Below are 20,860 nucleotides of genomic sequence, written 5' to 3'. Positions count from 1 at the left end.
GTCACGCTCTCAGGCGCAGACCGCGTGGTGTGGCCACGAAGCCCGCGGCCTCCAGAAGGGTGCCTATGGGGGAGGTCAGGGCCTGGGCGCCGTTGATCCGCTCGACCGTGACCGTGCCCAGCGAGCCCGCGCGGGCCGCCGCGGCCAGAGCCTCGGCCGCCGTACGCAGACGGGGGTCCTCCGGGGCCGGGGTGTCCGGGCCGGCGGGCCAGGCCAGCAGCGTCTTGCCGCCGCGCTCCATGTACAACGTCAGCTCGCCCTCCACGAGGACGACCAGTGAGCCCGCCTTGCGGCCCGGCTTGTGCCCGGCGCCGGTGGGCGACTCCGGCCAGCCGAGGGCCGCGCCGTAGGCGTTGGCGGGGTCGGCCGCAGCGAGGACCACGGCTCGCGAGTCGGGCGCCGACGGGCCTGTACGACCGCTGCCGTAGCCTCGGTTGGGGGCCGCGCTGTAGGCGCCGCCGCCCCGGGGGCCGCCGTAGCCGGGGGAGGCGAAGGGGTCGGCCAGATCGCGTGGGGAGACGTACTCGCCGGGAGCGGGCGGGTCCGCCGGTGGCCAGGTGAAGTCGCCGTCGAGGCCGGGGTGGGCGAAACCGCCGTCCGAGCCGTCGAACGCGCCGGGAAGGGTGCGGTCGTGGGGCGAGCCGTCGCCGCCGTCGAAGGCGCTCGGGAACGCCAGCTCGGCGTAGCCGTTCGCAGGACCCGGGAAGCCGTTCGGCCGGGACGGGGAGGCCAGGGCCTCGCCGCGGTCGCGGGCGCTCGCCACCGCGCGGAGGCGGTCCACGGCGCCGTCCATGGCGAACTGGGCCGCGCCCAGCCCCTCGACCACATAGCCGCGCCGCGCCTGGCCGCTCTCCTCGAAGACGGACAGCACCCGGTACACCGCCGAGAAGCCGCCTTCGACGCCCTCCGCCGCGACCGCCCCGCGTGTCACCACGCCGTGCCGGTCCAGGAGGGTGCGGGCCAGGGCGTGGGCGCGCACGGTGGCGTCCCGTTCGGCCGTCGGCAGCAGCGACCAGCGGCCGGCGACGGTCGGCGGGCCCGAGCGGGAGGCGGGGCGGGCGGCGGCTGTCAGGGAGCCGTAACGCCCGCGCGGGACGGCCCGCCTGGCACGGTGCGCGGTCGATCCCGCCGTACGGCCCGAGCCGAGCAGGGAGCGCATCGGCGCCAGGGTGTCGTTGGTGAGCCGTCCGGACCAGGCCAGGTCCCAGAGCGCGTCGGCCAGATGAGGATCGGTGACGTCGGGGTGGGTCGTGGCCCGCACCTGGTCGGCGATCTGGCGGAAGAACAGACCGTAGCCGCCGGACAGCGCGTCCAGGACGGACTGGTGGAGCGCGGTCAGCTCCAGGGGGTGCGGCGGAGGGAGGAGCAGCGGGGCCGCGTCCGCCAGATAGAGGGAGACCCAGCCGTCCTTGCCGGGCAGGGCGCCCGCGCCGGCCCACACCACCTCACCGGCCGCGGTCAGCTCGTCGAGCATCGCGGGCGTGTAGTTCGCCACGCGGGAGGGCAGGACCAGTTTCTCCAGCGCGGAGGCGGGCACGGAGGCCCCCTGCAACTGCTCGACGGCGCGCACCAGTCCGTCGATCCCGCGCAGCCCGTGCCCCGTGCCGATGTGCTGCCACTGCGGCAGGAACTGAGCGAGAGCGGCGGGCGGGACGGGCTCCAACTCGTGCCGCAGCGCGGCCAGGGAGCGGCGGCGCAGGCGGCGCAGTACGGCCGCGTCGCACCACTCCTGGCCGATGCCCGCCGGATGGAACTCGCCCTGGACGACCCGGCCGCTCGCGGCGAGCCGTTGCAGGGCGCCTTCGGTGACCGCGACGCCCAGGCCGAAGCGGGCCGCCGCCGTGGCCGACGTGAACGGGCCGTGCGTACGGGCGTGGCGGGCCAGGAGGTCGCCCAGCGGGTCCTTGACCGGCTCGGTGAAGGCCTCCGGCACGCCGACCGGCAGTGCCGTGCCGAGCGCGTCCCGCAGCCGGCCCGCGTCCTCGATCGCCGCCCAGTGGTCGGCGCCGGCGATGCGGACCTTGATGGCCCTGCGGGCCCCGGCCAGCTCCCGTGCCCAGTGCGGATCCGCGCCCCGCGCGACCAGCTCGGCGTCGGTCAGCGGGCCGAGCAGCCGCAGCACGTCGGCCACGCCCTCCACGTCCTTGACCCGGCGGTCCTCGGTGAGCCACTGCAGCTCGCGCTCCAGCTCGGTCAGCACCTCGGCGTCGAGCAGCTCGCGCAGCTCGGCCTGGCCCAGCAACTCGGCCAGCAGCCGGGAGTCCAGGGACAGCGCGGCGGCCCGGCGCTCGGCGAGCGGGGAGTCGCCCTCGTACAGGAACTGGGCGACGTACCCGAAGAGGAGGGACCGTGCGAAGGGCGACGGCTCGGGGGTGGTGACCTCGACCAGGCGCACCTTGCGGGACTCGATGTCGCCCATCAGCTCGGCGAGCCCGGGGACGTCGAAGACGTCCTGGAGGCACTCGCGGACCGCCTCCAGGACGATCGGGAAAGAGCCGAACTCGCTCGCCACCTGGAGCAGCTGGGCCGCGCGCTGGCGCTGCTGCCACAGCGGGGTGCGCTTGCCGGGGTTGCGGCGCGGCAGCAGCAACGCGCGCGCGGCGCACTCCCGGAACCGGGAGGCGAACAGGGCCGAGCCGCCTACCTGGTCGGTGACGATCTGGTCGACCTCGCCCTTGTCGAAGGCGACGTCCGCCGCGCCCACGGGTGCCTGCTCGGTGTCGTACTCCGTGCCGGCCTTCATCGGTGCCTGGTCGAGCAGGTCCAGGCCCAGCAGGTCGGCGTCGGGCAGGCGCAGCACGATGCCGTCGTCGGCGTGCATGACCTGCGCGTCCATGCCGTACCGCTCGGACAGGCGGGCGCCGAGCGCGAGGGCCCAGGGGGCGTGGACCTGGGCGCCGAAGGGGGAGTGGACGACGACCCGCCAGTCGCCCAGCTCGTCACGGAAGCGCTCCACGACGATCGTGCGGTCGTCCGGGACATGGCCGCAGGCCTCGCGCTGCTCGTCCAGGTACGACAGCACGTTGTCCGCCGCCCACGCGTCCAGGCCCGCCGCCAGCAGGCGCAGCCGGGCGTCGTCCTTGGGCAGCGAGCCGACCTCGCGCAGGAACGCGCCCACCGCGCGGCCCAGTTCGAGCGGGCGGCCGAGCTGGTCGCCCTTCCAGAACGGCAGCCGGCCCGGCACGCCCGGGGCGGGGGAGACCAGGACCCGGTCGCGGGTGATGTCCTCGATGCGCCAGGAACTCGTGCCCAGCGTGAAGACGTCGCCCACGCGGGACTCGTAGACCATCTCCTCGTCCAGCTCGCCGACCCGGCCGCCGCCCTTCTTGGGGTCGGAACCGGCGAGGAAGACCCCGAACAGGCCCCGGTCGGGGATCGTGCCGCCGGAGGTGACGGCGAGGCGCTGGGCGCCCGGGCGGCCGGTGATCTCGCCGGTCACGCGGTCCCACACCACGCGCGGGCGCAGCTCGGCGAACGCGTCCGACGGATAGCGGCCCGCGAGCATGTCGAGGACCGCCGTGAACGCCGACTCGGGCAGTGAGGCGAAGGGCGCCGCGCGGCGGACCGCGGCGAGCAGGTCGTCGAACTGCCAGGTGTCCAGCGCCGTCATGGCGACCAGCTGCTGGGCGAGTACGTCCAGCGGGTTCGCGGGCACCCTCAGGGACTCGATCGAGCCCGCGCGCATCCGCTCGGTGACCACGGCGGCCTGGACGAGGTCGCCGCGGTACTTGGGGAAGACGACACCGGTGGAGACGGCGCCCACCTGGTGTCCCGCGCGGCCGACGCGCTGGAGCCCGGAGGCGACCGAGGGCGGGGACTCGACCTGGACGACGAGATCCACCGCGCCCATGTCGATACCGAGTTCGAGACTGGAGGTGGCGACCACCGCGGGCAGGCGTCCGGCCTTCAGGTCCTCCTCGACCAGGGCGCGCTGCTCCTTGGAGACCGAGCCGTGGTGCGCGCGGGCGATCACCGGGGGAGCGCCCTGGGCCGCGCCCGAGCCGCCCATCAGCTGCGCGGGGGCGTGATGCTCCTCCAGGGTCTCGCCCGTCGCGCGCTCGTACGCGATCTCGTTGAGCCGGTTGCACAGCCGCTCCGCGAGGCGCCGCGAGTTGGCGAACACGATCGTGGAGCGGTGGGCCTGGACCAGATCGGCGATCCGCTCCTCCACATGCGGCCAGATCGACGGCTTCTCGCCGCCTTCGGCGGCGTCGGCCGCAGGGGAGCCGCCCAGCTCGCCCATGTCCTCGACCGGGACCACCACCGACAGGTCGAACTCCTTGCCGGACTCCGGCTGGACGATCTCCACCTTGCGGCGCGGCGAGAGATAGCGGGCCACCTCGTCCACCGGGCGCACGGTCGCCGACAGGCCGATCCGGCGGGCCGGCCTCGGCAGCAGCTCGTCCAGCCGCTCCAGGGAGAGCGCGAGATGAGCGCCGCGCTTCGTGCCCGCGACGGCGTGCACCTCGTCCAGGATCACCGTCTCCACGCCCGTCAGCGCGTCGCGCGTGGCCGAGGTCAGCATCAGGAACAGCGACTCGGGGGTGGTGATCAGGATGTCCGGCGGGCGCGTGGACAGGGCGCGCCGCTCGGCGGCCGGGGTGTCACCGGAGCGGATGCCGACCCTGACCTCTGGCTCGGGCAGGCCCAGGCGCACGGACTCCTGGCGGATGCCGGTCAGCGGGCTGCGCAGATTCCGCTCGACGTCGACCGCGAGGGCCTTCAGCGGTGACACGTACAGCACCCGGCAGCGCTTCTTCGGGTCGGCCGGGGGCGGGGCCGAGGCCAGCTGGTCCAGGGCGGCGAGGAACGCGGCCAGGGTCTTGCCCGAGCCGGTCGGCGCCACCACCAGCACGTCCGAGCCCGCCCCGATGGCCTGCCACGCGCCCGCCTGGGCCGCGGTGGGCGCGGAGAACGCCCCCGTGAACCAGCCGCGGGTCGCGGGCGAGAAGCCGTCGAGGGCTCGATGTGCGGAGCTGACCATGCGTCCATCCTGCACCCGACCACTGACAATCGCGCTGACCTGGGGAAACGCCGTGCGGCGGGGTGCGCGGAGGCCGGTCGCGGGCAGCGGGGCGGACAATGGGCGCATGGCGGGTGCGGCTCGGCGGGGCGAGGAACGGACGGGTGGGAAGACGGGCGGGCGTCGGCCGGCGGAGCGTGCGCGGCACTGGCGGTACGACGACCTGCCGGGCGTGGACCTGCTGCGGGCCCGGTACATCCACAAGACCTTCGTCCGGCACACCCACGAGCACTTCGTGATCGCGGCCATAGCCGACGGCGTCGAGGTCTTCCACCACCGCGGCTCCGACGTGTACGTCCCCGCCGGCGCCCTGGCTCTGGTCAACCCGGACACCGCGCACACCGGCCGCGCAGGCGTCCCCGACGGCTGGCGGTACGGCGCGGTCTACCCGTCACCCGAGGTGGTCGCCGCGATCGCGGCCGAGACCACGACCATCCGGGGCACGCCCGGTTTCGTCAGCCCCGTCCTCGACGACCCCTACACCGTCCGCCTGGTCCACCAGGTGCTGCGCGCCGCCGACGAGGGCAACGCACTGGCCGCCGACACCCTGCTGCGCGTCGCCGTGACCAGACTGCTGCGGCTGAACGGCGGACCTCTGCCCCAGCGGCCGGTCCGCACGGCCGGAGCCGGCATCGCGGCACGCGCGCGTGCGGTGCTGGCGGAGCGGATGGCCGAGCCGCCGACCCTGGAACGGCTGGCCACCAACCTCGGCACCAGCCCGTTCGCGCTGCTGCGGGCGTTCCGTGACGCCTACGGCATGCCGCCGCACGCCTGGCTGACCGACGCCCGCGTGCGCCGCGCGCGGCTCCTGCTGGACGCCGGCACACCCCCCGCCGAGGCGGCCACGGCCGTCGGCTTCACCGACCAGCCGCACCTCAACCGGCACTTCACCCGGATCGTCGGCGTGCCCCCGGGGGCCTACCAACGCGAGCGCCGGAACGCGGGCGAGCCGAGGAACACGCGCGGGCGCAAGAACGTACAAGACCCGGGGTGAGGGACGTCCGTACCGTCCGGGGCGTGGCACAGCAGACAGCATGCGCGGACATGAGCGCCGGCGGCGCGGACAAGCCCGACCGGGCCGTCGTACGGGACGCTCTCGGGGTCGGCGTCGCCGTGGGTCTGTCCGGATTCGCCTTCGGGGTGACCTCGGCCGGCAGTGGACTCGGGCTGCTCCAGACCTGCGCGCTCAGCCTCCTGGTCTTCACCGGCGCCTCCCAGTTCGCCCTGGTCGGAGCGCTCGCCGCCGGAGGCAGTCCGTTCACGGCGGCCGCCGGCGCCTTCTTCCTCGGCGTGCGCAACGCCTTCTACGGGCTGCGGCTGTCGCAGCTGCTCGCCCTCCCGCGCGCGGTACGGCCGTTCGCCGCCCAGTGGGTGATCGACGAGACCACGGCGGTCACCCTGGCCCAGCCGACCCGGCGCGCCCGGCGGATCGGCTTCACCGTCACCGGGCTCACGCTGTACGCGCTCTGGAACCTCACCACGCTGCTCGGCGCGCTCGGCGCCAAGGCCATCGGCGACACGCACGCGTGGGGCCTGGACGCGGCCGGGCCCACCGTGTTCCTGGCGCTGCTCGCGCCGATGCTGAGGACGATCACCGAGCGCGCGGTCGCGGGCCTGGCGGTCCTGCTGGGCCTCGGCCTGCTGCCCGTCCTGCCGGCCGGCGTTCCGGTCCTGGTGGCGGCCCTGGCGGCACCGATCGCCCTCGTCGCCGAGGGCCGTCGCGAAGGGCGTGGCCGACCGGGCGTACGCCGCGGGCCGGGCCGGACGGGTGGACCGGCTGGACTCACCGGATCGGATGGAGCGGCCCGGGTGGACCGGATTGACCAGGTTGACCGGATCAATGGAGTGGACGGAACGGACGGCGGAGCCGTGGCGGAGGGGGACCGGTGAGCACCTGGATCGCGATCGGCTTGACCGCCGTCGGCTGCTACGCCGTCAAGCTCGCCGGGCTGCTGGTGCCCGCGGGCGCCATGGAGCGGCCGTTCGTGCGGCGGATCGCCGCCCTGCTGCCCGTCGCCCTCCTCGCCGCGCTCACGGCTCAGCAGACGTTCGCCGACGGGCACGCGCTCGTGCTGGACGCGCGGGTCGCGGGGCTCGGCGCGGCCGCCGTGGCCCTGGTGCTGCGCGCGCCGTTCCTGCTGGTCGTGGCCGCGGCCGTGGTGGTGACGGCGGGCGTACGGGCGTTTGGCGGCTGACGCGGGACCGGCGCAGGCCGGAGCGGCTCACGCCGGCGTTCCGCGCGCGCCGGTCGGGCTCGGCCACCGGGTGGGTGGCCGCACGGCACCGGCTCAGCCCACGAAACGGCCGTACGACCTCAGTGTGCGCAAGGCCGCGATCGTCACCAGGGGGCGTGACTCCAGGGCGGGAGCCGGGGCCCACTGGCGCCAGCGGACGGGCCAGCCGCCGTCGTCCTGTTGCTCGGCCGCCAGGTGGTCCAGGGAGCGGGCCATCTCGTCGTCCGTGAACCACGCGCGCGCGAGCGAGTCCGGAGTCCGCGCGAAGTCGTGCGGGAAGTGGTGCTCGGCCGGGGCGTAGCCGGGCGCGACCGGGTACTTGTCGAGGCGGGCCGGGTCCAGTGCCGCGAGCCGCTGCTCGCGCACCATGCGGCCCAGCCGGTCGGCCGCGGCCTGCGCGCGCGAGCGGTCGGGGACGGAGTCCAGGAAGGTCACGGCGGCCTCCACCTCGTAGGGGTGGGACTTCTCCAGGGACTCCACGGCCTGCCAGCAGAAGTCGGTGGCCCGGAACAGCCAGGCGTGCCACACCTCGTTGCGGTGCAGCAGCCCGACCACCGGTCCGGTGGCGAGCAGGTCGCTGGGCGGGTCGTCGACGACCGGCACGAACGGCGCCGCCGGATAGCCGCGCTGGCTGGGATGGACCGCCGGCAGGGCGCCGTCCGCCGTGGAGACCGAGGTGAGATAGCGGCACACCCGCTCCACCCGCTGCCCGCCGCAGCGCCCGATGGCGTCCAGGACGCGCAGCGCGTGCGCGGTGTGCAGGGGCTGGCTCGCGGGTCCGCGCAGATCGGGCTCCAGCGCGTGCCCGTACCCGTTGTCCTCGTTGCGGTAGGCGTCCAGCGCCGTCTCCACCGCCTCCGGAGTGCCGTGCAGGAAGTGGTGTGCGAAGAGGCGCTGCTCCAGCACGCGCGCGGTGAGCCATACGAACTGTTCGGCGCGGAAGAGCGGGGAGCGCGCCTGGGGCGTGGAGGGGAGCGGGGAAACTCCGGTGTCGGCCATGGATCAGACCGTAGGACGGAAAGCGGTCTCGGCAAGCGGTCCCGGCCGGGGCCCACCCCCAGGGGCGGGATACTGGAGTCATGCGGTTGACGGTCTTCTGGCAGCGGATGGCGGAACACTTCGGTCCGGGGTACGCCGACACCTTCGCGCGCGATCACGTCATGGCGGAGCTGGGCGGACGCACGGTGCACGAGGCGCTGGACTCCGGCTGGGACGCGAAGGACGTCTGGCGCGTGGTCTGCACGGTCATGAACGTGCCCGGTGAGCGGCGCTGACACGCTGACCGGACGCTCCGTCACCCCGCTGTCTGATATGTGTTGATTGTTCGTGAAAGCGGCTGCGGTACGGCACTGATCGGTCACGAAATCGCAGGTGGACGCCGGTTGTCGGTGGCGTCGGCGAGACCTGGCACGTGGCATCCACGGACGACGTCAACGAGCCGCTGACCCGGCACGCGGCATCCACCGCTACGACAGCGCCCGACCGGCCCCCGGCCCCGGGCACCGTCGTCCCGGGCGGCCGCATGCCGCGCTGGCTGCCGCGGGCCATGGTGCTCGCGCTCGCGCTGATCGCCGTGTTCCGGCTGGGCACCTGGGCTTTCCACCAGCTGACCGGACTGTTGATCAACGTGTTGATCGCGTTCTTCCTGGCCCTCGCGATCGAGCCCGCGGTGAGCCGGATGGCCGCCCGCGGTATGCGCCGGGGCCTCGCCACCTTCCTGGTCTTCCTGACGTTGGCGATCGCCGCCGCCGGGTTCATCACCTTGCTCGGATCCATGCTGGCCGGCCAGATCATCAAGATGGTCGAGGGCTTCCCGGGCTACCTTGACTCGCTCATCAGGTGGATCAATGACTCCTTCCACGCGGACCTCAAACGCGTGGACGTCCAGGAGGGCCTGCTCCACTCCGACTGGCTGCGCACGTACGCGCAGAACAGCGCGGCGGGTGTCCTCGACGTGTCCCAGCAGGTGCTCGGCGGGCTGTTCCAGTTGCTGACCGTGGGACTTTTCTCGTTCTACTTCGCCGCCGACGGCCCCCGGCTGCGCCGCGCGCTGTGCTCAGTGCTGCCGCCCGCGCGCCAGGCCGAGGTACTGCGCGCCTGGGAGATCGCCGTCGACAAGACCGGGGGCTACCTCTACTCGCGTGGTCTGATGGCGCTGATCTCCGGCGTCGCGCACTACATCCTGCTCCAGGCCCTGGGCGTGCCGTACGCGCCCGTGCTCGGTGTCTGGGTGGGTCTGGTCTCGCAGTTCATCCCCACCATCGGGACGTATCTCGCGGGCGCGCTGCCGATGCTGATCGCCTTCACCGTCGACCCCTGGTACGCGGTGTGGGTGCTGGCCTTCGTCGTGGCCTACCAGCAGGTCGAGAACTACATGCTCCAGCCCAAGCTGACCGCCAGGACCGTCGACATCCACCCGGCGGTCGCCTTCGGCTCGGTCATCGCGGGCACCGCGCTGCTCGGTGCCGTCGGCGCGCTGATCGCGATCCCGGCGGTGGCCACCCTCCAGGCCTTCCTGGGCGCCTACGTGAAGCGCTACGCCGTCACGGACGACCCCCGGGTGCACGGGCACCGCGGCCCGGGGCCGGGCGGTCCCGGGATCCTCGCGCGCATACGCGGTCTCCGGGTCCGGGAGCCGGAGGCGGAGGAAATACCGTAACTCCGGGTGTGCTCAGTACGTCAGCACCGCCCACACGCCCGCCCCGGCGACGGCCGCGGCGTAACAGCCGACCGCCGTGGCCACGATCCGCCGACGCGTCCGTTCGCTCCAGGGCGAGCGGGACAGCAGCCAGGCCAGCAGCGGCAGGACGAGGACGGCGTGCAGGCTGACGCCGTGCAGGGGCTTGAGCGGGGCCGTGGAGTGGTAGGCGGCCTCCTGGTGGCCGGTCCGGGTCAGCACGACCCCGCGCGCGATCATCGCCGCACCCGAGGCCAGTCCCACCAACAGCACGGCGAACCCGGAGCGGACCGCCAGCGGCATGCCGGCGGGGCCCGTCGGCCGGTGCCGGAAGGACGCGACGGCGAAGAGCGTGAGCACGACCACCAGAATCGCGCCGCCCACCGCGAGCGTCATGGACACCGCCGTGTCGAAGGGCGTCTCCATGTTCAGATGCGAGGGCACCCGGCGCCACGCCTGGAGGGCGATCCCGCCGACCTCCACCACGCAGTCGGTGGCGAAGACGAGCAACAGGACCGCACGCAGCCGCGCCCCTACGCGCACGTACGACGTGACCCAGGTGATCGCGATCAGCGTCAGCCCGAAGGAGAGCCCGAACGTGAACGGCTTGCGCCAGGAGACCGGGCCGTCCCAGGGGCCGCCGTCGACCGCGAACACCACCAGGTGCACGAGAGCGGACAGGACGAGGAACAGCCCCGTCGCATGACAGAGGCGGTCGACGGAGCGCGCAATCTTCATGGGCCAAGGCTCGCCGGAGCCACCAGCGCGGTCGTCGTCCGGCCGAAGACACCCGCCGTACGCCGGCGGAAGTAGCCGTACGGCGCCCGGTCGAGAGGGATCAAGTGGGCTTGCCGCCCGGGTGGCCGTGGATGCCGGCTTTCCGATGAGCATGCCGCTGAGGGCCTGCGGCAGCGCCCGGCCGCGGGCGCGGCGCAGGGTCGTGGGGTCCCGGGCGGGCCGGTCGGCGGCGTGGAAGCGGTCGGCGGCCTCCGCGGCGCTCGTGGCGGGGGCACGCGGCGTGAGGGGGAGCCAGGCGTACTTGGCCGCCGAATCCAGGATTCCGGCACCGTGTGGCGCGCTTGACACGAAAATCGAACATCCATTCTCATGGAAGCTCAGGCGAGGCTCTAGGTGGCGGATTTCGTCCCGTTTCGCGGGAAGATGTCCCCCGGTTATCCACAGGCTGGGCCTGCGTCGGGGCGCATTGTCAGTGGCAGGGGTTAGCGTCTTTGACGTGAAGCGATCGACTCAAGCAAACCGGGTGGAACCCATGGCAGGAACCGACCGCGAGAAGGCGCTCGACGCCGCGCTCGCACAGATTGAACGACAATTCGGCAAGGGCGCGGTCATGCGCATGGGCGAGCGGGCGAAGGAGCCCATCGAGGTCATCCCGACCGGGTCGACCGCGCTCGACGTCGCCCTCGGCGTCGGTGGCCTGCCGCGCGGCCGTGTCGTGGAGATCTACGGACCGGAGTCCTCCGGTAAGACGACCCTGACCCTGCACGCCGTGGCCAACGCCCAGAAGGCCGGCGGCCAGGTCGCGTTCGTGGACGCGGAGCACGCTCTCGACCCCGAGTACGCGAAGAAGCTCGGCGTCGACATCGACAACCTGATCCTCTCCCAGCCCGACAACGGCGAGCAGGCCCTGGAGATCGTGGACATGCTGGTCCGCTCCGGCGCCCTGGACCTCATCGTCATCGACTCCGTCGCCGCGCTCGTCCCGCGCGCGGAGATCGAGGGCGAGATGGGTGACAGCCACGTCGGTCTGCAGGCCCGGCTGATGAGCCAGGCGCTGCGGAAGATCACCAGCGCGCTCAACCAGTCCAAGACCACCGCGATCTTCATCAACCAGCTCCGCGAGAAGATCGGCGTGATGTTCGGCTCCCCGGAGACCACGACCGGTGGCCGGGCGCTGAAGTTTTACGCCTCGGTGCGTATCGACATCCGCCGCATCGAGACCCTGAAGGACGGCACCGAGGCGGTCGGCAACCGCACCCGCTGCAAGGTCGTCAAGAACAAGGTCGCGCCGCCCTTCAAGCAGGCCGAGTTCGACATCCTCTACGGCCAGGGCATCAGCCGCGAGGGCGGTCTGATCGACATGGGCGTGGAGCACGGCTTCGTCCGCAAGGCCGGCGCCTGGTACACGTACGAGGGCGACCAGCTCGGCCAGGGCAAGGAGAACGCGCGCAACTTCCTCAAGGACAACCCCGACCTGGCCAACGAGATCGAGAAGAAGATCAAGGAGAAGCTGGGCGTCGGTGTCCGGCCGCCGGAGGAGCCCGCCGCCGAGCCGGGTGCGGACGCGGCGGTCACCACCGCGGCCGAGGGCGACGCCAAGACGGCATCCGCGCCGGCAGCGGCCAAGGCCACCAAGCCCAAGGCCGCCGCAGCCAAGAGCTGACCGACCCGTGACACGACGAACCGACTGGGCCGAGTACGAGTACGCCACCCCCGGTGCCCCACGGGGGAGGGGCACCGGGGGCTACCCGGACTCCGCCCCGGACGGTGACGACGGGCACGACGAGTACGGCGGGTACGACGGACCCGGTGAGCACCGTGGAAGCGGTGGCGCCGGTCACGAGGGCGACGACGGTGCCCGCCGGGGCGGCCGGGGCCGCCGTCGGCGCGGCTTCGGGGACGCGCCCCGGGAGGACGAAGGCGCCCCTTCCTCGTCGAGGGCCGAGCGGGGGGAGTCTTCAGGGGACCCGGCTGAGCGGGCACGGGCGATCTGCCTGCGCCTGCTCACCGGGACCCCGCGCACCCGCAAGCAGCTCGCCGACGCCCTGCGCGAGCGGGAGATTCCCGAAGACGTGGCCGAGGAGGTGCTGTCGCGGTTCGAGGAGGTCGGGCTGATCGACGACGGCGCGTTCGCGGACGCCTGGGTGGAGTCCCGGCACCATGGCCGGGGGCTCGCCCGCCGTGCGCTCGCCCGGGAGCTCCGTACCAAGGGGGTCGACTCGGCGCTGATCGACGAGGCTGTCGGCCAGCTCGACTCCGAGCAGGAGGAGGCGACCGCCCGCGAACTGGTCGCCCGCAAGCTGCGTGCCACCCGAGGCCTCGACCGCGACAAGCGGCTTCGCCGCCTCGCCGGCATGCTCGCCCGCAAGGGCTATCCCGAGGGCATGGCCCTCCGCGTCGTCCGCCAGGCCCTGGAAGAGGAGGGCGAGGACACGGAGTTCCTGGGGGACGGGGACATCTGAGGTCTTGGGGCGCGGGGCTCGATGTCCGACGGTGGGGGACACCGGGCGCTCCGACGCCTGACGGCGGGGGCAGCCTTTGGGCGACCCGCGGTGGGGGCGGCTCTCGGATGTCCTGCGCCGGGACCGGGTCTCGGGATGTCTGGCGGCGGGGGCGTTGCCTCGATGCCTGATGGCGAGCCTGGCCATGGACGTTTCACGGCAGGGCTGGCCCTCGTATGCCTCACGCGCAGGCCCGGGGCCCTTGGGCGTCTCGCAGTGAGCCAGCCCCCGGATGTCATGCAACTGGGCGGGGCGGGCGGGGCTTCGATGCCCGATGGCGAGGTTTACTCTCGTGCGCCCCCACGGCAGGGACGGTTCGTAGTGAAGCCGGTCCTCGGATGTCTCGCGGCGGGGGCAGCCCTCGGGCGGCTCGGGGTGGGGTTAGCCCCCGTTGAAGAGGCTGGGGTGCCGCAGTGCTTGGGGGCTTTGTGCGGGCGAAGCTGGTTGGGCGCGCTGGGTCGTGGCACATCGGTGCCGGCCGAGGCCGGGCGTGTTTGACATTGCCGACGCGTACAGCAGAAGAGAGCCCGCCCCGATGATGCTGCGTTACGCCCTACAGACAGTCCGCGCCCGGAAGGCGGGCTTTCTCGGTGCCTTCCTCGCGTTGATGTGTGCGGCCGCCCTGGTGACCGCGTGCGGCACCCTTCTCGACACCGGTCTGCGCGGCACCATCCGCACCGAGCGCTATGCCGGCGCCCCCGTCGTGGTCTCCGGAGACCAGTACGTTCACCAGACCACCGTCAAGCACAAGAAGGGCAAGACCAAGGTCAAGCACAAGGCGAAACCCATCGCCGAGCGGGCCTGGCTGTCCGAGGGGCTGCGGACCCGGCTCGACCATGTTCCCGGCGTGGCCCGGATCGTTCCCGAACTGACCTTTCTCGCCCAGCCGTTGACCCCGGCCGGCACCGGCGGCCGTACCGCCTACGGGCACGCCTGGGACTCCGCCGTGCTGACGCCGTACCGGTTGACCACGGGCAGCGCGCCACGGTCCGACGGCGACCTGGTCGTCGACAGCTACCTTGCCGCCCGGGCCCGTCTGCGCCCCGGTGACCGGCTCACCGTGCAGTCCACGCGGGCTCCGCGCAGTTACCGGGTCACCGGTATCGCGGCGCCCGCCACCGCTGTACCCCACCAGACGTCCCTGTTCTTCTCCGCCGCCGAGGCCCGGCGGCTGGCCGGGCATCCGGGGCAGGTCAGCGCGTTCGGTGTGCTGCCGGAGCAGGGGACGGACCCCGGGCGGGTGCGGCAGGCCGTGGCGGCGGCGTTGCACGGCACTGCCGCCCAGGTCGCCGACGGAGACGCCCGGGGACCCGTCGAGTTCCTGGACGCGGCGACCGCCCGCACCCGGCTGGTCAGCATGGGCGGTGCCATGGGAGGTACCTCGCTGCTGGTGGCCGTGCTCGTGGTCGTCGGCACCTTCGGGCTCACCGTGCAGCAGCGCCACCGTGAACTCGCCCTGCTCCGCGCCATCGCCGCCACGTCAGGGCAGATCCGCGCGCTGCTCGGCCGGGAGGCGCTGGTCGTCGGCGCGGCGGCGGGCACCGTGGGCGCGCTGCTCGGGCTGCCGCTCGGGGGCGTGCTGTACTCCAGGTTCGTCGCCCTGGGCGCCGTACCCGACACGCTCGAGCGCACCGTCAGTGTCTTCCCGCCGCTCGCCGCTCTCGCCGTCACCCTGCTCGGTGCCTGGGCCGCGGCCCGGATCGCCTCCCGCAGGATCGCCCGCATCCGGCCGACGGAGGCCCTGACCGAGGCCAGGACCGAGCCCAGCCGTCCCCCGTGGGGCCGCATCGCCGCCGGGCTGCTGCTGCTCGCCGGCGGAACCGTCCTTGTCGTCGTCCTCACCTCGCTGCGCACCGAACCTGCCTCGACTCCCGTCACGTTCCTCGCCGTCGTCGTCCTGTCCACCTCCGTCGCCCTGCTCGGCCCGCTCTTGGTCAGGGCGGCCGCCCTGCTGCTCGCCGGCCCGCTCCGGCTCACCGGTCACAGCGGCCGCCTCGCCACCGCCAACCTGCGCGGCAACGCCGCCCGTATGGCCTCCGTCGTCACCCCTCTCACCCTGCTCGTCGGCATGACCTGCACCGTCCTGTTCGTCCAGTCGACCCTCGGCGACGCCGCCCGCGCCCAGGCCCGCAACGGCATTCGGGCCGACTGGGTCGTCGCCGCGCGGGGGCCCGGCGTGCCCCACGAGGCCGCCCAGCGGCTGCGGGCGGGGCACGACACCGTCACCGAGGTCGTCCGTACGACTGTCCGCATCGGCCTCGACAAGTACCCGGCGCAGGGCGTCACCCCGGCCGGCCTGACCCGCACCTGGGACCCGGAGGTCGCCGCCGGCTCCCTCGACCGGCTCGCCCCCGGCACAGTCGCCGTCAGTCAACTGGTCGCCGATCAGCACCACTTGAAGCCCGGCAGCACCCTGAAACTCACCCTCGGCGACGGCACGCCCGCCACGCTCACCGTCGCCGCCGTCTATGCCCGGGGTCTGGGCTTCGGCGACCTCACCTTCGCCCACGACCTCCTCGCCCGGCACGTCGACAACCCGCTCGCCTCCTCCGTCCTCGTCAGCACGACCCGCACACAGACACAACTCTCGACTACGCTCCGTGAGTTCCCGGGGCTCCGGATTCTTTCTCCGGCCGCCGCGGATGCCCTCCAGGCGGACCGGCAGCAGACGAACGCCGAGGTCAACTACCTCGCCATGGGGCTGGTGCTGGCGTTCACCGCCATCGCCGTCGTCAACACGCTGGCCATGTCGGTGGCGGAACGTGTCCGGGAGTTCGCCCTGCTCCGGCTCGCCGGGGCGACCCGCCGCCAGGTGCTGCGCATGCTGCGCACCGAGGTGCTGAGCGTGCTGCTCCTGGCCACCTCGCTCGGCAGCGGGATCGCCCTCGCCGTGCTCACCGCGTTCAGCGTCGGGATGACCGGCCGAGCCGCGCCCACGGTCACGCCCCTGCTTTACGTCACCGTCGTCGCGGTGGCCGGACTCCTCGCACTCGTGGGCAGCGCGGTGCCGGGGCGCGCGGCGCTGCGGGTGCGGGCGGTGACGGTGGCGACGGCGAAGGAGTAGCACGGAGAGGACCTGGCGCTGAACCTCCGCTCCCCGAAACGGAGGTTCAGCGCCTGCCTCTCTCATGTCTCAGAGCGGCGCTTTCAGCGCGCCGCCGGTTGCACCGGCAGCCCCGCCGACCGCCAGGCCTGGAAGCCGCCCACCAGGTCCGTCGCCCGGTGCAGGCCGAGTTGGTGGAGGGAGGCGACAGCCAGGCTGGAGGCGTAGCCCTCGTTGCAGATCACCACGATGCGCAGGTCGTGGCCGGTGGCTTCGGGGGTGCGGTGGCTGCCCTGTGGATCGAGGCGCCACTCCAGTTCGTTGCGCTCGATGACGAGGGCGCCGGGGATCACACCGTCCTGCTCGCGCAGGGCCGCGTACCGGATGTCCACCAGCAGCGCCGCACCGGTCCGCGCCGCCTCGTGCGCCTCCCGTACATCAATGCGCCGGTAGCCCGCGCGCACCCGCTCCAGGAACTCGTCGATGCCGACCGGCGTACGACCGGTGCTGTCGCTCACTGCCAGTCCTCCGGGCGCTCCACCTGCTCCAGGCGCAGTACCTGGCCCGTGCGGCTGTAGCGGCGGATGCGGGGGAGGGGCGGGTAGTAGGCGTGGACGGAGATGGCGTGTTCGGTGCGGGACTCGTTGAGGACCTCGTGGACGTGGTGGCGGCCGAAGGAGCGGCCCTGACCTGCGGGGAGGCGGCGCTCGCGGTCGACGTCCTCGGTGAGTTCCAGGGTCCGCCAGCCGTCGGTCGGCAGCCGGGCGGCGAGCGAGTTCTCCTTGAGCTCGCCGGAGGCCGTGAGGAACGCGCCGACCGACTCGGCGTGGTCGTGCCAGCCGGTGCCGGTGCCGGGCGGCCAGCCGATCAGCCAGGCCTCGCTGCCGCCCGGCCCGTCCAGCCGCACCCAGGTGCGGCCCTCCGGGTCGAGCGGAAGGGAGGCGATCAACCCGGTGTCGGCGGCCGTACGCCGGGCGAAGTCGAGGAGGTCCGCCTGGGTGGGCGGCGCGGAGCCGACGGCAGGGGACGCGGGAGCAGGGGAGACAGACACGTTCACCGTCCTGAAGAGCGTTCGCGGAACGGGCGCACGACGGCGCCCGGGGAGGGAAGAGGGGTGCGAATTCAGCAGGACGGGCGACACACGCAGCCCGCGTAGCGGACGAGGTCCATGTGGACCCTCCGCCACAGGCGCACGCAGGTGTCGGTCATGGTCCGGAGTACAGCATGCGCGTGCACCACGGTCAACTCACCGTCACCATGTGGACAGAGCGTGACCGGAGCGCGGGTCAGCGCGCGCTGGAGGCGGCCTGCGCCTCCTCCTTCACCGCGCCTCCCACCGCCGCCTCCGCCGCCGCGTACAGGTCGGCCGGGCGGACCCCGCTCAGCGCCGTGACCAGGTGGCCGTCGGGGCGCACGAGCAGCACGCTGTGCGCCGGCGCACCCGGGTACTCCTCGGCGACCAGCAGCTCGGCCGGGTGCGGCAGCGCGGTCACCGCGGCCGCCAGGCGGGGCATCACTCCGGCGGACACCCAGTGCTTGCGGTCCCACACGCCCGTGCCCGGCGCGATCAGGACGGCGAGCAGGGCGCCGCGGCCGAGCCGGTCGCGCAGCCGGACGAAGGAGCCGTCCTCCGCGGTGACCCGGACGTCGGTGACCGGTGCGCCCGGCGCGGTCTCGACCGGGATCTCGCCCTCCAGATGCCGGGGCGCCAGCGGCGAGCCGGCGTACGCCCCCGGCGCGCCGAGCGGACCGCGCCCCAGGTGACCGTCCGTGAGCAGTGCGTCATGGCCACGGGCAGCGCCCGGGACCATGTGGCGCAGCCCGCCGGAGCCGCGCAGCACCGGCAACACCTGGTCGGCGGCGCGCAGCCGGGCGGCGACCACCGCGCGCCGCTCGGTCTGGTAGCTGTCGAGCAGCGCCTCGTGGTGCCCGTGGTGCCAGGCCGGGGCGAGCTTCCAGGCGAGGTTGTCGGCGTCCCTGAGGCCCTCGTCGAGCCCTTGGGTGCCGAGCGCGCCGAGCAGATGGGCCGCGTCCCCGGCGAGGAAGACCCGGCCGGCGCGCCACCGTCGGGCGAGGCGGTGGTGCACCGTGTGGACACCGGTGTCGAGCAGGTCGTACGGCGGTGTGGAGCCCTCCGTCCAGCCCGCGAGGGTCTCGCGGATCCGGGCCACCAGGATCTCGGGCGTGACCAGGTCCTTGCCCGGGGGCAGCAGCCAGTCCAGGCGCCACACGCCGTCCGGGAGGGGGCGGGCGGTCACCTCCCCGGCCGAGGGCCCGGACTGCCGCCACGGCGGCATCCGATGGAGCAACGCCTGGCCCTCCCACGGAAGTTCCGTCCGCAGCGCGGCGACCGCGTGCCGCTCCACCGCCGTACGGCCCGGGAAGCGGATGTCCTGGAGTTTGCGGACGGTGGAGCGGGGGCCGTCGCAGCCGACCAGGTAACTGCCGCGCCACCAGGTTCCCTTGGGGCCGCGGCTGTGCGCGGTGACGCCGGAACGGTCCTGCTCGATCGCGTCCAGGCGGCTGTCCACGGCCGTCTTCACCAGCGGCTCGTCGGCGACGGCCGCGCGCAGGGCGGCGGTGAGGACGTGCTGGGCGATGTGCAGCGGGGCGGCGGGGTCGGCCTCGGCGAAGTCGATCTCGCTCATCACCTGCCTGCGCCTGAGGGACCGCCATCCGGCCCAGCGCACGCCGTACTCACCGAGCGCCATGCCGGTCAGCCGCTCCAGCAGGGCGGCCGTGTCCTCGCGCAGCACGACCGTGCGCGCCGGGCGGGGTTCGTCCTTGCCGGGGCCCTCGTCCAGGACGACGGACGGCACCTCCTGGCGGGCCAGCGCCAGGGCGAGCGTGAGCCCGACCGGCCCCGCTCCGACGATGATCACCGGGTCCATGACGCGGCGCCCCCTGCCCGTGACGATGCCCTGACGGAGACAAGTGAACAGGAAGGGGGAGCGGGGTGCACGATCACAGAACGTATGCAACCCATTGGCAGAGTTTGCGTCAAGCGAACAGGGGCAGTGGCGATCATGCCACTGCCCCCGGGTGACGCATTCGGGTCTGATCCGGCGTCAGGCCGCGGTTCCCGCTCCCGCGTGGCCCGGGATGTCCACGGTGTCCTGGACGCCCAGCACCGCGCCGGTCGACTTCTTGCCCCGCCGCAGCCGGCCCTCCAGCCAGCTCGCGAACGAGGTCAGCGAGAAGTTGATGACCACGAAGATCACGGCCACCACCGTGAAGGACGCGATGACGTTGGCGCCGTAGTAGCCGCTCATGGTGTTGGCCGACGACAGGAGTTCGGGGAAGGTGAGGACCGCGCCGCCGAGCGCGGTGTCCTTCACGATCACGACGAGCTGGCTGACGATCGCGGGGAGCATCGTGGTGACCGCCTGCGGCAGCAGGATGAGCCGCATCACCTGGTTCTTGCGCAGACCGATCGCCAGGGCCGCTTCGGACTGCCCCTTCGGCAGGGCGAGGATGCCCGCGCGGACGATCTCCGCGAGCACCGACGCGTTGTACAGCACCAGGCCGGTGACGACCGCGTACAGCGGACGGTCGTCGGAAGTGACGTTCGTGTACTGGCTGTACAGCTCGTTACCGAAGATCATCAGGACGAGCACCGGGATCGCGCGGAAGAACTCGACCACGACGGTTGCCGGTATCCGCACCCACACATGGTCCGAGAGCCGGGCGATGCCGAAGAAGGCACCCAGCGGCAGCGCGATGACCATGGCCAGCGCGGCGGCCTTCAACGTGTTCTGCAGGCCGGGCCAGATGTACGTGGAGTAGGCCTCGGTGCCGCTGAAGAAGGGCTTCCACAGGGCCCACTCCAGCTGGCCCTTGTCGTCGAGGGACGTGTACACCCACCACACGAGGGCGACCAGGGCGACCAGGAAGACCGCCGTGTAGAGGATGTTGCGCCGCTTGGCACGCGGCCCCTGGGCGTCGTACAGGACCGAACTCATCGCTTCACCGCCACCTTCTTGCCCACCCAGCCGAGGATCAGACCGGTCGGCAGCGTCAGGCAGCAGAACCCGAAGGCGATGACCGCGGAGATCGCCAGCAGCTGTGCCTCGTTCTCCACCATCTGCTTCATCAGGAGCGCCGCTTCCGCCACGCCGATCGCGGCCGCCACCGTCGTGTTCTTCGTCAACGCGATCAGCACGTTGGCCAGCGGGCCGACGGCCGCGCGGAAGGCCTGCGGAAGGACGACCAGACCCAGCACCTGGGTGAAGCTCAGGCCGATGGCCCGGGCCGCCTCCGCCTGGCCGACCGGCACCGTGTTGATGCCGGCGCGGATCGCCTCGCACACGAAGGCCGACGTGTAGACGATCAGGCCCAGCACGGCCAGCCGGAAGTTGGTCGTGTCGACCTTGTCCGAGCCCAGGGTGACGCCCAGCGTGTTGCTCAGGCCGAGCGAGGCGAAGAGGATGATCACCGTGAGCGGGATGTTCCGCACGATGTTCACGTAGGCGGTGCCGAAACCGCGCATCAGCGGCACGGGGCCCACCCGCATGGCGGCCAGCAGAGTGCCCCAGACAAGGGAGCCCACGGCCGACAGCAGCGTGAGCTGCACTGTCGTCCAGAAGGCGCCCAGCACGTCGTACTTGTCAAGAAAGTCGAACACGATCTCCCGCGCTTTCGCGT

The 20,860-nt window shown here is 73.1% G+C and carries 17 protein-coding genes; 8 read left to right on the top strand and 9 right to left on the bottom strand.

What is annotated here, in order from left to right:
* Position 1: 1 nt before the first annotated feature.
* On the bottom strand, positions 2 to 4,984 hold the full coding sequence (locus tag ACH47Z_RS35170) for an ATP-dependent helicase (RefSeq protein ID WP_399081092.1): 4,983 nt from the start codon (positions 4,982 to 4,984) through the stop codon (positions 2 to 4).
* 106 nt (positions 4,985 to 5,090) lie between these two features.
* Between ACH47Z_RS35170 and ACH47Z_RS35165 the strand changes: the two genes are divergently transcribed.
* From ACH47Z_RS35165 to ACH47Z_RS35155, 3 genes are read left to right on the top strand one after another with little or no spacing between them, the layout of a single operon-like run.
* On the top strand, positions 5,091 to 6,017 hold the full coding sequence (locus ACH47Z_RS35165) for a helix-turn-helix domain-containing protein (RefSeq protein ID WP_399081090.1): 927 nt from the start codon (positions 5,091 to 5,093) through the stop codon (positions 6,015 to 6,017).
* Between the two features lie 23 nt (positions 6,018 to 6,040).
* Positions 6,041 to 6,913: an AzlC family ABC transporter permease gene (locus tag ACH47Z_RS35160; protein ID WP_399081089.1), complete on the top strand. Its 873-nt coding sequence runs from the start codon at positions 6,041 to 6,043 to the stop codon at positions 6,911 to 6,913.
* A complete protein-coding gene (locus ACH47Z_RS35155) occupies positions 6,910 to 7,218 on the top strand; it encodes an AzlD domain-containing protein (RefSeq protein WP_399081087.1) in 309 nt (102 codons plus the stop codon). Before ACH47Z_RS35160 ends, ACH47Z_RS35155 begins: the two co-directional genes overlap by 4 nt.
* Before the next feature lie 93 nt (positions 7,219 to 7,311).
* Here the strand turns inward: ACH47Z_RS35155 and ACH47Z_RS35150 are convergent, their stop codons facing one another.
* Positions 7,312 to 8,256 (bottom strand): hypothetical protein, encoded by a 945-nt coding sequence (locus ACH47Z_RS35150; protein ID WP_399081085.1) that lies wholly within the window; start codon positions 8,254 to 8,256, stop codon positions 7,312 to 7,314.
* Between the two features lie 80 nt (positions 8,257 to 8,336).
* On the opposite strand from ACH47Z_RS35150, the gene ACH47Z_RS35145 reads away from it, so the two are divergent.
* Both ACH47Z_RS35145 and ACH47Z_RS35140 read left to right on the top strand, forming a co-directional pair.
* On the top strand, positions 8,337 to 8,531 hold the full coding sequence (locus ACH47Z_RS35145) for a DUF3046 domain-containing protein (RefSeq protein WP_399081083.1): 195 nt from the start codon (positions 8,337 to 8,339) through the stop codon (positions 8,529 to 8,531).
* A 137-nt stretch (positions 8,532 to 8,668) separates the two neighbouring features.
* Positions 8,669 to 9,916, top strand: coding sequence for an AI-2E family transporter (locus ACH47Z_RS35140; RefSeq protein ID WP_399081081.1), 1,248 nt, complete (start codon positions 8,669 to 8,671; stop codon positions 9,914 to 9,916).
* Positions 9,917 to 9,928: 12 nt separating this feature from the next.
* Here ACH47Z_RS35140 and ACH47Z_RS35135 read toward each other — a convergent pair whose 3' ends face one another.
* Positions 9,929 to 10,672, bottom strand: a complete 744-nt coding sequence (locus ACH47Z_RS35135; protein ID WP_399081127.1) for a hypothetical protein — start codon at positions 10,670 to 10,672, stop codon at positions 9,929 to 9,931.
* 532 nt (positions 10,673 to 11,204) lie between these two features.
* On the opposite strand from ACH47Z_RS35135, the gene recA reads away from it, so the two are divergent.
* From recA to ACH47Z_RS35120, 3 genes are all read left to right on the top strand, one after another.
* Positions 11,205 to 12,335, top strand: coding sequence for a recombinase RecA (gene recA, locus ACH47Z_RS35130; protein WP_399081079.1), 1,131 nt, complete (start codon positions 11,205 to 11,207; stop codon positions 12,333 to 12,335).
* A 7-nt stretch (positions 12,336 to 12,342) separates the two neighbouring features.
* Complete coding sequence (gene recX, locus ACH47Z_RS35125) at positions 12,343 to 13,134, top strand: recombination regulator RecX (RefSeq protein WP_399081077.1); 792 nt, start codon at positions 12,343 to 12,345, stop codon at positions 13,132 to 13,134.
* Between the two features lie 574 nt (positions 13,135 to 13,708).
* Positions 13,709 to 16,237: an ABC transporter permease gene (locus ACH47Z_RS35120; RefSeq protein ID WP_399081126.1), complete on the top strand. Its 2,529-nt coding sequence runs from the start codon at positions 13,709 to 13,711 to the stop codon at positions 16,235 to 16,237.
* 83 nt (positions 16,238 to 16,320) lie between these two features.
* Here ACH47Z_RS35120 and ACH47Z_RS35115 read toward each other — a convergent pair whose 3' ends face one another.
* The 6 genes from ACH47Z_RS35115 to ACH47Z_RS35090 all read right to left on the bottom strand — a co-directional run bounded on the left by ACH47Z_RS35115 (position 16,321) and on the right by ACH47Z_RS35090 (position 20,840).
* Positions 16,321 to 16,734 carry a rhodanese-like domain-containing protein gene (locus tag ACH47Z_RS35115; RefSeq protein WP_399081075.1) on the bottom strand — a complete coding sequence of 138 codons (414 nt, stop codon included), beginning with the start codon at positions 16,732 to 16,734 and terminating at the stop codon, positions 16,321 to 16,323.
* Complete coding sequence (locus ACH47Z_RS35110; protein ID WP_399081073.1) at positions 16,731 to 17,267, bottom strand: cysteine dioxygenase; 537 nt, start codon at positions 17,265 to 17,267, stop codon at positions 16,731 to 16,733. Before ACH47Z_RS35110 ends, ACH47Z_RS35115 begins: the two co-directional genes overlap by 4 nt.
* A 71-nt stretch (positions 17,268 to 17,338) precedes the next feature.
* A complete protein-coding gene (locus ACH47Z_RS35105) occupies positions 17,339 to 17,386 on the bottom strand; it encodes a hypothetical protein (protein ID WP_309506048.1) in 48 nt (15 codons plus the stop codon).
* Between the two features lie 116 nt (positions 17,387 to 17,502).
* Positions 17,503 to 19,107, bottom strand: a complete 1,605-nt coding sequence (locus tag ACH47Z_RS35100) for an FAD-dependent monooxygenase (RefSeq protein ID WP_399081071.1) — start codon at positions 19,105 to 19,107, stop codon at positions 17,503 to 17,505.
* Between the two features lie 177 nt (positions 19,108 to 19,284).
* On the bottom strand, positions 19,285 to 20,178 hold the full coding sequence (locus ACH47Z_RS35095) for an amino acid ABC transporter permease (protein ID WP_399081069.1): 894 nt from the start codon (positions 20,176 to 20,178) through the stop codon (positions 19,285 to 19,287).
* Entirely contained in the window at positions 20,175 to 20,840 is a 666-nt protein-coding gene (locus ACH47Z_RS35090; protein WP_067053276.1) for an amino acid ABC transporter permease, read from the bottom strand. Before ACH47Z_RS35090 ends, ACH47Z_RS35095 begins: the two co-directional genes overlap by 4 nt.
* Between the last annotated feature and the right edge of the window lie 20 nt (positions 20,841 to 20,860).

The sequence above is a fragment of the Streptomyces sp. NPDC020192 genome (assembly GCF_044388685.1).
Classification (GTDB): domain Bacteria; phylum Actinomycetota; class Actinomycetes; order Streptomycetales; family Streptomycetaceae; genus Streptomyces.
The sequence above is the reverse complement of the archived record's forward strand: the minus strand, read 5'-3'. Positions and strand labels throughout refer to the sequence as shown.